Below are 13,656 nucleotides of genomic sequence, written 5' to 3' on the forward strand. Positions count from 1 at the left end.
GTGTAAGTCATTGTGTCGTAAACGGAAAGAGCCCAGCCACTGCGTGACCGGGCTCCGACCATCCGTTGACGTCGGTTAGCGCGAAATACGCCAGCTCTTGACCTGGAACGGCATCAATCCCTCGACCGGCACATCGCGCATCGGCTCTTCGAGAATGCTCACCGTTCCCTCGTTGCGCCATCCTTGTGGCAGCGTCAGGGCGAGGGCGCCGCGACGGCCTGCTGGCTCGTAAACGCGCAGGATCAGGCCATCGCCATCCTCGCACGGCTTGATCGCCGAGAGAGCCGCGTCGATGCCCTCAGCCTTGATCGGCTGCCACGCCCCAACGGCGCGGTCGGAGACGGCCATCGCCAGCAGTGGCTGGTTGAGGTCGTCGGCCTCCTCTCGCACGCCGCCCTCATGCCAGGAGCCCTCATGCGGCATGAGCGAGTAGGTGAAGCTCTGCAGCCCCTCATCGGCCAGCGGGTCGGGATAGATGGGCGAGCGCAGCAGCGAGAGGCCGAGCACGTTGCCCCGGATGCTATGCCCATACTTCGCGTCGTTGAGGATCGCGACGCCGAAGCCCGGCTCCGAGAGATCGGCGAAGCGATGTGCCGGCGCCTCGAACATCGCGGCATCCCAAGAGGTGTTGGAATGCGTGGGCCGCTCGACGACGCCATAGGCGCATTCGCAGGTCGAGCGCGCATTGCGCACGGCAACAGCCGTCAAGGTCCTCAGGAAGGCGCGGCGGTCGTGCCAGTCGAGCTCGGTCTGGATATCCAGCCGGCGGGCATTGGCGCCGAGCGACAGGATCTGCGTGATGCGCGAATGGCGCCAGGTGCGCACGATCTTGATCGCTGCCCGGTGCGCCGTGTTTTCGATCAGTTCGATGCTATCAAGCGCGGTGATCTCCTCGCCGCGCGCGGCATAATCCTCCTCGACGTCCCAGGCGTCCCAGTTGCGCGGCTTGTCCGCCGGGTAGACGAACAGCCGGTTGCCGGCGCCTTCGAGCGCCTCGCGGCCGCTCGGCTTGTGCAGGATGCTCGCAATCGAGCCGTCCTTCGCCAACGTCACCTTCAGCGTGTCGTTCTCGAGATGGCTGCTGCTCGCCGAAAGGCCTGGCTGCGCCTTCAGCGAGGCGATGTCGATGACGGCGATGGCGAGCGGGGCGATGCTGTCGCGTGACGAGACGTGGCTGCCGTCGGCCAGCGTCAGCCGCACGGGCCGTTCGTCAAGCGACGGATTGACCACCAGCACGTTGCTGCCGCTTCCAGATGGCAGCTGCTTGGCGATGGCCGCCAATGCGCTCGCCTGCGCGGCCTGGCCATCGGCGATCACGCCGTCGAGTTCTTCAGCGCTGTCGGCATAGACCTCGGCGATCGAGGAGCCCGGCAGAATGTCGTGGAACTCGTTCTTCAGGACGACGCGCCATTCGTTCTCCAGCGATGCCGGCTTCTCGCCGCCCATGAGGTGCGCCAGTCCGGCAAGGGTTTCCGCGGTGATCAGGCTGCGCTCGGCCTTGCGGTGCAGGCGCTTGACGACGCTCTGGCTGGTCAGTGTCGCGCGGTGCAGCTCGAGATAGATCTCGCCCTGCCACGTGGTGAGCTCGTTTTCGGTGGCACTCTTGTGCGCGCCCTCGAAGAAGTCGTGCACCTTGGTCCAGCGCGCGGCGGGCAATGCCGGGAAGGCGCGCAGCTGCTCCTCGCGGGCAATCATTTCCGGCGTCACGCCGCCGCCGCCGTCACCATAGCCGACGGCCAGAAGCGTCGTCTCGTGCTTGTCCTTCTGCTGGAAGTTCCGCCAGGTGGGAACGAAGCAATCCGGCTGCACGAAGCCGTTATAGCCGTGCATCGGGTTGTCGAAGGTGTGGGTCAGCACCCGGCTGCCGTCGAGGCCTTCCCACCAGAAGAGGTCGGCCGGGAATTTGTTGGTCTCCGACCAGTTCACCTTGATCGTGAAGAAGCTCTTCATCCCGCCCTGGCGCAGAAGCTGGGGCAGGGCGCCGGAGAAGCCGAAACAATCCGGCAGCCAGCAGACGGTGTGGCGAACGCCGAAGGTCTTTTCGAAGTATCTCTGGCCGTAGAGGATTTGCCGGCTGAGGCTCTCGCCCGTCGGCATGTTGGTGTCGGGCTCGACCCACATGCCGCCGAGCGTTTCCCACTGCCCGTCCTTCACGCGCTCGACGATGCGCTTCAGAAGTTCGGGATCATCCTCGGCGATCTGGTTGTAGTAGTGCGCCGTCGACTGGTTGAAGCGGAAGTCGGAGGACTGCTCCATCAGCGAGAGCGCGGTATGGAAGGTGCGGCGCATCTTGCGGCGGGTCTCGCGGTAGGGCCACAGCCAGGCGAGGTCGATATGCGCGTGACCGGTCAGCGCGATCTCACCCTGTGGCGGGAAGCGTTCGCGCAACTGCTTCAGCTCCTTGATCAGCGTGTCGTAAGCCGCGACCACGCTGGCACGCTGCCCCTGGTTGAGACCCTCGGGAGCGGTTTCGAGCTCCGGCAGCTGCCAGATCTTCTGCTGGCCGACCGATGGCGACATGCGCGCGATATAGGCGGCCGTCGACGAGGGCCAGTCGAGCCCGCGCATGGCGGCTTCGGCGATATCGATCAGATGCGGAACGACCTCATGTCCTTCGAGCGTATCGACCGCCTCCGAGATCTGACGCAAGAGCAGCCACAGCCGGTCGACCGGCCCATCCAGCCACAAGAGGTTCGCCCGCTCGAACCTGGGCGCGCGGACGGGTTCGCCGAATGGCAGGCGCGCGACCGTTTCCGAGGAGATTTTGATCCGGCGCGACGTCAGGCGGAATTCCTGGTGATAGGGATCAAGCCCGAGCCGTGTTTCGTTGCCGGCCTCGTCGGCGATGGTGATCAGGCTTTCGCCGCCGAGATTGAGGCTGAGCCGTGCCTCGTCGACCGGCCAATGTTCCGGCACGCGCGCCGATGCGGTGAAGCTTACCGTGCCATCCTTGCGCGGCCATGCGGCACCGATCGCGATCGGCTCGCCGTCGAAGGTCCAATCGCTGATCTGAACGGTTTCACGGGCGCGCCAGTGTTCGAGTTCCGACATGCGGACGCGGATGCGGTCGAGGCGTTGGGCAAGCGTAAGCGACATGATCATATCCTGAGGTTTGAAAAGACATCAGCCCTTGACGGCACCGGCCGTCATGGCGCCGAGAATGAGGCGTTGGAGCGAAAGAAATGCGACGATGGCGGGGACGACAGAGACGAGGCAGGCGGCCGCCAGCAGCTGGATGGAGCTATCGTTTTGGGTGCCGGCATATTGGAAGATGCCGACGCCGATCGGCATCAGCGCTTCCTTGCTGATCAGCAGGAAGGGCACGAGGAATTGCGACCAGCCGGCGATGACGGAGATGATGAAGGCGGACGCGATCCCCGGTGTCGAGAGCGGCAGAATGATCCGCCAGAAAACGCCGAAATGGCTGCACCCGTCGATCAGCGCCGCCTCGTCGAGGCTGCGCGGGATGCCGTCGATGAAGCCCTTGAGGATCCACGTCACCATCGGCACGGCAAGCGCGATATAGACCATGGTCGCGCCGAAATGGCTGTCGGTGAGGCCGATCTTGGCCATGTAGCGGTAGAGCGGCACCATGATGACGAGCGGCGAGATCATCTGGAAGGCAAGCAGCACCATCATCCACGGCCCCTTGCCGCGGAAAGGAAAGCGCGAGAAGGCATAGGCCGCCGGCAATGCCACGATCAGGCAGCCGATCGCGCTCGAGGCCGACAGGATGAGCGCGTTCCACAGATAGCCCGCGAATTTGTCGGAGGAGAGGATCGCGATGAAATTGTCGAGCGTCGGCGACTTGGGGATCAGCCGGGAGACGCCGAGAAAAACCTCCTTGCGGGTGCGCAGCGCCAGCGACAGCAGCCAGACCAACGGCCAGGCGAAGAAGAGGAAGGTGATCAGCATGAAGAGATAGCTGAAGAGATCGCCGATGCGTTCCTGTCTCGAATTGATCATTGGGGTTCTCCCTTCGGCAGGAAGCGGGCGTAGACGAGCGCCAGGCTGAGGCTGATGACGAGCATCAGGATCGACAGCACAGCGCCGGCCGCCAGATCGTAGTTCCTGAAGACGACGTTGAACGTATAGAGCGACAGAACCTCCGTCGCCCGGCCAGGGCCGCCACCGGTCAGCGAGATGATCGCATCGAAGGTGTTCAGCGTCTGGATGGTGATGAGGATCATGTTGACGAGGATCGCCGCGCGCAGTTGTGGAAGCGTGATGTAGATCATCCGCTGCCAGGGATTGGCACCATCCATCTCGGCGGCCTCGTAGAGTTCCGGATCGATCGCCTTGATGGCGGCGTACATGACGACCATCGAAAAGGCCGTTCCGCGCCAGACGTTGGAGATGACGACTGACCACATGACCATGTTCGGGTCGGACAACCACTGAACGGGCGAGGCGCCGAGCATCCTGAGCAGGCTGTTGAGGCCGCCGAAGGGCGCCTCGTTGAACAGCATCTTCCAGATGATACCGCCGGCGATGCCCGGAACCACCCAGGCGACCAACGCCGTGGTGCGCACGATGGTCGAGCCGAACAGGCCGCGTTTTTCGCTGCGCACGACGACCTGCGCGATGAACAGCCCGAGCACCTGCTGAGCTACGACGCTGGACCCGGTGAAGATCAGCGTCACCCAGAGGATCTGCAGCAGTTCCGGCTTCGAAAGTGTGTTGGCGATCGTCCGCAGCGTGTACTCTTCGTCGTTGCCGACGATAGATATGTTGGTGAAGGCAAAGCGGAAGACGTCGATCAGCGGATAGAGATAGAAGACCCCGAGAACCAGGATCAGCGGCATAAGCCAGGGAGCGGGCGAGGGGTAAAACTTTCGCGCGGCAAGCCTGCTTCCGGTAGGCGCAGTCTCGGCCGCAATGCTGAGATTGGTCATCGATCCGTCCGGTCATGTGTCATTGAGATCAGGCAGTCGGTATCGGTGGCGCGGGTGAGGTTACCCCGCGCCACCGATCATCAACTCAGCTCCGTTTGAAGGCGCTGAGCGAGGCGGTGAAGGCTTCGTCGACGGCGGCTTCCGTCGCCTGCGTGCCTGTCAGCACCTTGCCCATCATGATCTGGATCTGGTTGGATATTTCGGGATAGACGGCGGCCCCTGGCCGCGCCTGCCCGACCTTCAGGGCCTCGGCGAACGTCTTATTCGCCGGCGTCGAGAAGACCTCGTACTTGTCGTAGAGGTCGGCGCGGGTCGGCAGCTGTTCCTGTAGCGCGTTGGCCGGCCCCATATAGACTTCGCGGGCAAGGTCGGCGCAGACCTTCACCTTGGCGGCATCCTTGCTGAAGGCGGCGACGGTCCAGCCGCCGGTGCCGGTCGAGCGCTCATTGGCTGTCGGGCCGGGAAGGGGAGAGAATGTCCACTTGGCGAACTCCTCCTCGTCGAGCGCGGTCTTCAGCTGCGCATATTGCCAGTTGCCGCCAACGAAGAGCGCCGTCGTTCCGGCGGCCGCGGCGGCATTGAAATCGTCATAGCTGCCGAGCGTCGCGACACGCTTGGGAGCCGCACCCGATTCCACCAGATCACGATAGTAGTTCACCGCCTTGATGAACTTCTCGCGGTTCTCGCCCTCGCCAAAGATCGGCTTGCCCTGATCGTTAACCAGCTTGCCGCCCTGGCCCCAGAAGTTGGCAAGCCAGTCGAAGGTTGTGCCCTCATAGCGGCTGCCGTTGAAGAGGATACCTTCCATGCCTTCATTGACGGAATGCAATGCGGCCTTCTTCAATTCGTCCCAGGTTTGAGGCGCGTCGGGCACGATCTCCTTGTTGCGGTAGAGGACGCGCAGGTCGGTCGACCACCACCAGGCATAGATGTTGCCGTCATCGCCGGTGATGCCCTCGCGGATGAAGGGAAACAGCTGGCCTATCTCTTCCTTGCTGAAATAGGGCGAGAAGGATTGCAGCACACCGGATTTCTTGAACAGCGGCAGCACGAAGGAATCGACCGCGGCGCAGTCGGGCGCGGAACCGGACTTGGCCTGCTCCAGCATGCGTGCCTGCTCCTGGCCGATATCGCCAGACATCATCTGCAGCTCGATCTGCCAGTCAGGGCGCTTGGCGATGAAGTCGTTGAAGAGCTTGCTGTAACCCTCGGCATAAGCTGGCTCGTTGTTGCGCGGCCCATCTGTCGTCATGCGGAAAATGAGCTTGTTGGGCGCATCGGCCTTGCCGACGATGTCGCCCGTGATCAGATCCTGAGGCGCCGCGATAATAGGCGTGGCCAGGAACGAACCCGCCAGAAGGGCGAGCATGATTGCCTTGTTCTTCACCAGTATTTCCTCCCGATTCAGGATCCCATTCCGAGCCGCTGCCTCCACAACAACGGGTCTCCTCCGATCCGCCGACTAGATTAAGTCACTTTTCTTTTGTGTCAAGCAGGGCGAAGCTCTGTTGGGTTGCACGCCTCGCTTCAAAGCTGAGGCAAGTGCGATTTGGGAAGCAGTGGCGGAAATCCGATCTCGGCCTTGCATCTCCTGCGTCAGCGGAGCATTTTTCGAATCGAGGCAAGCCATCGGGGGGGAGTCTAGTGGACACAGTTCAAAGGTGCGTATCTGCCGGGGTAGTTATAATCGTGGCCGCGCTCACCTCCGCGTGCACGACAGGCCCCAACTATAATCCGGCTGACAACTACTATAATCCTCGGACGTCGGTGAACCCGGCTTGCAACGCTGGATTCAGACCAACCAACAATTGGACGTGTAGCTACTGACGGTCTGCTTCCGCAGGCAAAGAGTGGTCTAGCTGCGCCGTCAGCTCAATCATGCGATGCCGCAAGCGCGATTGAATCCGCGACCTCGATGCAGCGATCGGACAGAATGGCCGTTGCCACGCGCAGATAGTTTCCCGGCAGCAGCGAGAATTTCGCGCCCGGATGCACGGCGATCCCGCGTGCTGCAAGCGTCACCATCGCGAACGGCTCCGAGGAGACCGGCACCCAGGCGGACAGGCCGGCGCCATGCGCGGCGTTTATGTTTCGGTCGCGCAATGCCTGCACCAGATCATGGCGACGTCGAGCGTAGATATCGCGCGCTTTGCGCACCGTCTCCTGAGTCTCCGGATCGCGGATCAGCCATGCGCCCGCCGCCTGCAGGATGCGGCTCGTCCAGCCGGCGCTGAAGCTGCGGAACGACTGGATCTGCTCGACGATCGCACGCGAGCTCGACAGGGCCGCCAGACGCAGATCAGGGCCGTGAGTCTTTGAGAATGAGAATATGTGGATCACCCGATCCGGGAAGATATTCCCCATCGATTGCCTCGGTGTATCGGAGATATCACCGACGCCATCATCTTCCACGATCAGCGTATCGGCGCCGCGCAAGACGTCGGCAAGGCTTTGCATACGCGCGGCAGTCACAGTCTGGCCGGTGACTGAATGGATGCGCGGTTGGAAGATAAAGGCGACGGGGCGATAGGCCATGGCCTGGCGCAAGGACGAGGGCAGTGGACCCTCGTTGTCGCACTCCACGGGAATGATGCGCGCCCCGCGATCTTCGAGAATATCAAGCAGACGCATGGCAGTCGGGTTTTCGATCGCGACAGCGGCGCCGGGCATCACAAGCGCATGCATCAGCGTATAGACGGCGTTGTAGCCGCCGTTGGTCGCCAAAAACGCCTCGGGCTCGTAGGGCCACGTCTCTCTGACCGCCGCCTCTAGCTCAGGCAGAATGCGGTTGCGCTCATAACTGTTCAGGTTCTCGGCGGAGGCGCCGTAGACCATCGCCTGCCCAAGCTTCGGCAGAAGCGTCACGTCGGGCACGGCCGCCGTCAGGTTCAAGACATCTTCGCCGTAGTTGCCGGAACTCGCCAGTCGCTCCGGTTTGGCGACGAAGCGGTCGCCGCTCACCCACGTCCCGTTGCGCCCGCGGCCGCTGATGATCTTCTGGCGCCGCAATTCGCTCCACGCTTCGGAGATCGTGGCCGGGCTGATGCCGAGCGCAAAGGCTAGGTCGCGAATGGCCGGAAGCTTGGTGCCGACAGGCAGCGCGCCGCCACGGATGAGGGCGCTCGTCTCGAGCGCGATCCCGCGAATCGTCCGATCGGTTATTTTTTGGGCAAACCACGCCGCATTCCGACTATCGCTCATTTTTGCACCGTATTTAATGTTCAATAACGTAATAACATTTGATCGGCTTCATTTGAACATTTAACGATGCGCCAGACAAGAAACTTCGAGAGTGAATGCAGATGCCGATCACACTTCGCCTTGCCCTTCGCGACTGGGACTACATTACCCCTCTCATTCTCGGTGACGTCGCGTCGTCGAAGCTCGACGTCAAGGTCGAGCGCATCGGCACCCTGGTTTCGCATGTCGGCAAGAGCGACTCTTGCGACGCAGCCGAAATGTCCTTCAGCCGCTACACCCAGCTGCGCTACGATGGTGACCACAGCGTCGTCGGCATTCCGAACTTCATCATGCGCGGCTTCCGCCATCGCTGCGTCATCACCATGAAGGACAGCCCGATCACCGAGCTGTCGCAGCTTGCAGGCAAGCGCATCGGCGTCACCGGTTGGCGCGACTCGGGCAATACCTGGACGCGCGCCGCGGTGCGTCGCGAAGGCGTTCAGGTCGAGGACGCGATGTGGTATGCTGGCCGCCTGACGGAAGCGCATCCTGTTGTCGATCGGCTCGACGGCTTCGGTCGCCCCGGCCTGATCGAAGCGGCTCCCGGCGAGCGTCCGATGGTCGACCTTTTGCGCGAAGGCCAGCTCGACGCGATCTTCACGCCGTTCATGCCGGATGGCTATTTTGCCAATGGTTCACCTTTCCGGCAGGTTCTGTCCGATTTCCGTGGTGCCGAGCGTCGATATTTCGACGAGGTGGGTTATGTACCCGGCATGCACCTCATCGGCATCAAGGCTGAGATCGTGGAAGAGAACCCCTGGATCATTGCCGAGCTCAGCCAGCTGATCGAGGAATCGCAGCGCATGTGGCTGAACAAGCGCCGCAAATATGCGGATACGTCGCCCTGGATGTTCGACGAGCTCCTGAAGACCTCCCTCGAACTCCCTGCGAACTGGGATGAAAACGGCCTTGCCGCCAACGAGAAGATGATCGCCGATTTCTCGGCCGAGCTTCACGCCCAGGGCATTCTCGCTCGCGAGATGACGCCTTTGGAACTCTTCCCGTTCGATACCGACGGCAGCCGTACGGGTACCAACCTCTAACCGCATGCAACCAAGACAGCATTAATAAGGGGAATGAACATGTTGCTGAAGAAAATGACCTACCTCGTCCTGGCAAGCGCCGTGGCCACCAGTGCCGCGATGGCTGAGGATGCGGCCTTGCCGAAGCCCGCGCTCAACGCCGCGCTGCATGACAAGCTGCCCGACGCGATCAAGACCTCGGGCAAGATGATCTCCGTCAACAACGGTTCGTTCCCTCCCTACGAAATCGTCACCGGCACCGTCATGACCGGCGCCAGTGCCGACCTGACCGAAGCCCTGGGCGCCGTCCTCGGCGTTAAGATCGAGCATGAGACCGTCGGTGGCCTGCCGGCGCTTCTCGCCGGCGTCAACTCCGGTCGCTACCAGTTCGCCTTCGGCCCCGTTGGCGACTACAAGGATCGTGAAGCGTCCAACGACTTCGTCGACTGGGTTCAGGAATTCGTCGTCTTCGCGACCGTGAAGGGGAACCCGAAGGGCATCACCTCGCTCGACACGGCCTGCGGCCAGCGCATCTCGGTCATGGCTGGCGGCTCGGCCGAGCGCGTGATCAAGACCCAGTCGGACAAGTGCAAGGCCGACGGCAAGAGCGGCGTCGAAGTCCAGTCCTACACCGACCAGCCAAGCTCGATCCTCGCCGTGCGCTCCAAGCGCGCCGACGCCTTCTTCTCCTCGCAGGCGCCGCTTACCTACTTCGTCAGCCAGGCCAACGGCCAGCTCGAACTGACCGGTGTCGGCCAAAAGAACGGCTTTGAGGACATCTTCCAGGGCGCTGTCGTTCCCAAGGGTTCGCCGCTCGGCCCTATCCTGATCGACGCCATCAAGGTACTGATGGCCGACGGCAGCTATGCCGCGATCATGAAAAAGTGGGGCCTTGAGAACAACATGATCAAGGAACCTGGCCTCAACCTCGGCGGACAGCTTCCCAAATGAGCACCAACACCACGACCAATGCACCGCCTTCGGGCGGTGCTGACTTCCGCGACGTCGTTACCGCGCATACGCCGTTCAGAACGGGACGCCTCGTTCTTTGGGCGGTCATCGCCATCGTCGTCATCGATTTCGTCTGGATCGTCGCCAACAACGAGAATTTCGGTTGGCCGGTCGTTGCCCAATATTTCTTCGACCCGACCGTCATCAGCGGCCTCTATGTCAGCCTTGGCCTGACCGTCATCGCGATGATCCTCGGCGTCGCGCTCGGCCTGATCATCGCGATCATGCGCATGTCGAACGACCGGTTGGCGAAAGGCTTTGCCTCGCTGTTCATCTGGTTCTTCCGCGGCACGCCGCTGCTGGTGCAGCTGATCTTCTGGTACAACATGTCGACGCTGTTTCCGCAGTTGTCGATATCAGTTCCCTTCGGTCCATCGCTCATCAGCTGGGACACCAATGCGGTGATCACGCCGATGACGGCTGCCATTGTCGGCCTGGCGCTGAACGAAGCGGCCTACATGGCCGAGATCATTCGCGGCGGCCTTCTGTCGGTCGATCGCGGCCAGGCGGAAACCGCCGAGGCCTTCGGCATGACCAAGGGCAGGGCGCTGTGGCGGATCATCATTCCGCAGGCGATGCGCTCGATCGTTCCGCCGACGGGCAACCAGCTGATCAGCATGATCAAGGCGACCTCGCTCGTCAGCGTCATTGCCATGGCCGATCTGCTCTACTCCGTGCAGTCGATCTACAACCGCACCTTCGAGATCGTCCCGATGCTGCTGGTCGCCGTCATCTGGTACCTGCTCATCACCTCGGTGCTCAACATCGGCCAGAGCTACATCGAAGCCTATTACGGCCGTAGCGAACGCCGCAATGGCGCAACGGCCAAGCCGACCACTGTTGCCGCTGCAGAGGAGGCAAGCCATTGACCGCCGTCTCCAACACCAAGCCGCTGGTTCAGGCGCGCAATGTCCACAAGTCCTTCGATCATCTCGAAGTGCTGAAGGGCATCGACCTCGACATCATGCCTGGCGAAGTCGTCGTCGTTCTCGGCCCGTCGGGATCGGGCAAGTCGACGTTCCTGCGCTGTATCAACCACCTCGAGCCGATCCAGAAGGGATACATCGAGGTGGATGGCGAGCAGATCGGTTATCGGGTGCGCAAGGACCGGCTGGAGCGACTTTCGCCCAACGGCATCGCCCGCCAGCGCCGCAAGATCGGCATGGTGTTCCAGCAGTTCAATCTCTATCCGCACATGACGGTGCTGCAGAACATCATCGAGGCGCCGGTCGGCGTCCACGGTGAGAACCGCAAGGACGCGATCGAAAACGCCAAGCACCTCCTGCAGCGTGTCGGCCTGTCGGAGAAGGCGAATGCCTATCCCCGCCAGCTCTCCGGCGGCCAGCAGCAGCGCGTGGCGATCGCCCGCGCGCTGGCCATCAAGCCGAAGCTGATGCTCTTCGACGAGCCGACCTCGGCACTCGATCCCGAACTCGTCGGCGAAGTGCTGTCGACGATGCGCGATCTCGCCAAGCAGGGCCTGACGATGATCGTCGTCACCCACGAGATCGGCTTTGCCCGTGAGGCGGCCGACCGGGTGGTGTTCATGGATGGCGGCGTCGTGGTCGAGCAGGGCAAGCCGGAAGATGTGATCGGCAATCCGCAGCATCCGCGCACGCAGGCCTTCCTGTCGCGCTTTCTCTGACATCGGGCTCATCCAGCGCAAAGCCGCTCATGATGCAATCGAAGACCCGGCCGGCCCTGTCATGGGGCCGGTAGCGGACCACGCATGCAAAGAATTGGAACGGACATGACCATCGACAACGATTTCGCCCGCCTTTCGGATTTCGAGCCCATGGACGCCGAACTGCGCGCCATCCGCCAGCATCTGCACGCCCACCCTGAACTGTCGTTCGAAGAAACGGAAACCGCCCGCTTCGTCGCTGAGAAGCTCGAGGGCTGGGGCTATGAAGTGACCCGCAACGTCGGTGGCAACGGCGTCGTCGCCCGCATGACGCAGGGCGCCGGCAAGAAGAGCATCGCGATCCGCGCCGACATGGACGCCCTGCCGATCACCGAGCAGACCGGCAAGCCCTATGCCAGCCAGGTTCCCGGCAAGATGCATGCCTGCGGCCACGACGGCCACACGACGGTGCTGCTGGGGGCCGCCGAATATCTGGCGCGCACCCGCAAGTTCAACGGCACGGTCAACCTGATCTTCCAGCCCGCCGAAGAGGCCGGCGGCTTCAGCGGCGCCCAGGCGATGATCGATGACGGCCTGTTCGAGCGCTTCCCGTTCGACGCCATCTTCGGCCTGCATAATCACCCCGGCGCGCCTGAAGGCAGCTGGCTCATGCGTTCGGGGCCGCTGATGGCGGCCGCCGACACGGTCGAGATCAAGATCACGGGCAAGGGCGGCCACGCGTCGCGCCCGCACCTGACGATCGATCCCGTCGTCGTCGCCTGCAATCTCGTCGTCTCGCTGCAGACAGTCATCTCGCGCAATGTCGATCCGACGCAGACGGCTGTCGTTACGGTTGGCGCCATCCATGCCGGCGAAGTGGCCAACGTCATCCCGGAAAGCGCGAGCATGCTTTTGACGGTGCGCTCGTTCGACCCGAAGGTTCGCGAGATCCTCGAAAAGCGCATCCGCGCGCTGACGATGTCACTGGTCGAAGGCTTCGGTGCGACCGTCGAGATCGACTACGCCTACGGCAACCCCGTCGTCGTCAACTCCGAGAAGGAAACCGAGTTTGCCCGCATGGTGGCCGAGGAGCTTGTCGGTGAAGGCAATGTCGCGCTTTGCCCGCTCATCCCCGGTAGCGAGGACTTCTCCCACTTCCTGCAGCACAAGCCGGGCAGCTTCCTGCGCCTCGGCAATGGCATGAACTCCGCGATCCTCCACAGCGCCAAGTACGACTTCGCCGACGACAGCCTGACGGCGGGTGCCGCAATGTGGGCGCGCCTCACGGAACGCTACCTCGACGAGTAGTCGTTCGGTATCGAATTCTCCCAAGAAACGAAAAAGGGGCGCCCGCAACAGGCGCCCCTTCTTTCATCTCATGCATGCCGCGGCGCGGATGCGCCGTCGGCCGATAAATCCACTACTGGTTGGACGAGGCGGCGGATTTGTCCGCGGCAACCTGCGTCTGCGCCATCGCCTTCACGAGCGCCACGATCTTCTCGCGCAGCTGCGTGTCCGTGATCTTGATGAACGCCTTGTTGAGCGCGAGCCCTTCCTTGGAATGCAGGAATTCCGCGACCGGATCGGTCGTTGCCGTCAGATCGAGGCCGGCGAGCGACAAAGGCTCCGACGGATCCTGCTGAAAGAAGAAACTTGGCGTGGTGTTCAGAACCTCAGCTATACGCTGCAGCCGGCTGGCGCCGATCCGGTTCATTCCCTTTTCGTACTTCTGCACCTGCTGGAACGTCACGCCGATCTGTTCGGCCAACCTTTCCTGGCTCAGTCCCAGCAACTGCCTGCGCATTCTGACTTGGGAACCCACATAGCTATCGATTGCATTCGGTGTCTTAGCATTCATCCTGTA

At 62.4% G+C, this 13,656-nt stretch carries 11 protein-coding genes; 5 read left to right on the forward strand and 6 right to left on the reverse strand.

Features of this window, described 5'->3' with window-relative positions:
• Positions 1-75 precede the first annotated feature (75 nt).
• The 5 genes from ACVTFQ_RS22095 to ACVTFQ_RS22115 all read right to left on the reverse strand — a co-directional run bounded on the left by ACVTFQ_RS22095 (position 76) and on the right by ACVTFQ_RS22115 (position 8,096).
• Positions 76-3,096 carry an alpha-mannosidase gene (locus tag ACVTFQ_RS22095; RefSeq protein WP_413391924.1) on the reverse strand — a complete coding sequence of 1,007 codons (3,021 nt, stop codon included), beginning with the start codon at positions 3,094-3,096 and terminating at the stop codon, positions 76-78.
• 27 nt (positions 3,097-3,123) lie between these two features.
• A complete protein-coding gene (locus ACVTFQ_RS22100; protein WP_047503834.1) occupies positions 3,124-3,966 on the reverse strand; it encodes a carbohydrate ABC transporter permease in 843 nt (280 codons plus the stop codon).
• Positions 3,963-4,895, reverse strand: a complete 933-nt coding sequence (locus tag ACVTFQ_RS22105) for a carbohydrate ABC transporter permease (protein WP_111560407.1) — start codon at positions 4,893-4,895, stop codon at positions 3,963-3,965. Before ACVTFQ_RS22105 ends, ACVTFQ_RS22100 begins: the two co-directional genes overlap by 4 nt.
• Before the next feature lie 85 nt (positions 4,896-4,980).
• On the reverse strand, positions 4,981-6,264 hold the full coding sequence (locus tag ACVTFQ_RS22110; protein ID WP_111560937.1) for an extracellular solute-binding protein: 1,284 nt from the start codon (positions 6,262-6,264) through the stop codon (positions 4,981-4,983).
• Positions 6,265-6,767: 503 nt separating this feature from the next.
• Positions 6,768-8,096, reverse strand: a complete 1,329-nt coding sequence (locus ACVTFQ_RS22115; RefSeq protein WP_111560405.1) for an aminotransferase-like domain-containing protein — start codon at positions 8,094-8,096, stop codon at positions 6,768-6,770.
• A 101-nt stretch (positions 8,097-8,197) separates the two neighbouring features.
• On the opposite strand from ACVTFQ_RS22115, the gene ACVTFQ_RS22120 reads away from it, so the two are divergent.
• The 5 genes from ACVTFQ_RS22120 (at position 8,198) to ACVTFQ_RS22140 (ending at position 13,100) form a co-directional block, all read left to right on the forward strand.
• The gene (locus ACVTFQ_RS22120; protein WP_111560936.1) at positions 8,198-9,178 is read left to right on the forward strand and encodes a substrate-binding domain-containing protein; all 981 of its coding nucleotides are present in this window, start codon (positions 8,198-8,200) and stop codon (positions 9,176-9,178) included.
• 39 nt (positions 9,179-9,217) lie between these two features.
• On the forward strand, positions 9,218-10,108 hold the full coding sequence (locus ACVTFQ_RS22125; protein WP_026283574.1) for an ABC transporter substrate-binding protein: 891 nt from the start codon (positions 9,218-9,220) through the stop codon (positions 10,106-10,108).
• The gene (locus tag ACVTFQ_RS22130; RefSeq protein WP_111560404.1) at positions 10,105-11,037 is read left to right on the forward strand and encodes an amino acid ABC transporter permease; all 933 of its coding nucleotides are present in this window, start codon (positions 10,105-10,107) and stop codon (positions 11,035-11,037) included. The genes ACVTFQ_RS22125 and ACVTFQ_RS22130 overlap by 4 nt, the downstream gene beginning before the upstream one ends.
• Positions 11,034-11,813 (forward strand): amino acid ABC transporter ATP-binding protein, encoded by a 780-nt coding sequence (locus ACVTFQ_RS22135; RefSeq protein ID WP_111560403.1) that lies wholly within the window; start codon positions 11,034-11,036, stop codon positions 11,811-11,813. Before ACVTFQ_RS22130 ends, ACVTFQ_RS22135 begins: the two co-directional genes overlap by 4 nt.
• A 105-nt stretch (positions 11,814-11,918) precedes the next feature.
• Positions 11,919-13,100 (forward strand): M20 aminoacylase family protein, encoded by a 1,182-nt coding sequence (locus tag ACVTFQ_RS22140; RefSeq protein ID WP_113176685.1) that lies wholly within the window; start codon positions 11,919-11,921, stop codon positions 13,098-13,100.
• A 112-nt stretch (positions 13,101-13,212) separates the two neighbouring features.
• Here ACVTFQ_RS22140 and ACVTFQ_RS22145 read toward each other — a convergent pair whose 3' ends face one another.
• Complete coding sequence (locus ACVTFQ_RS22145) at positions 13,213-13,650, reverse strand: helix-turn-helix domain-containing protein (RefSeq protein WP_018901631.1); 438 nt, start codon at positions 13,648-13,650, stop codon at positions 13,213-13,215.
• Positions 13,651-13,656: the final 6 nt, after the last annotated feature.

The sequence above is a fragment of the Rhizobium sp. O111 genome, assembly GCF_055616315.1.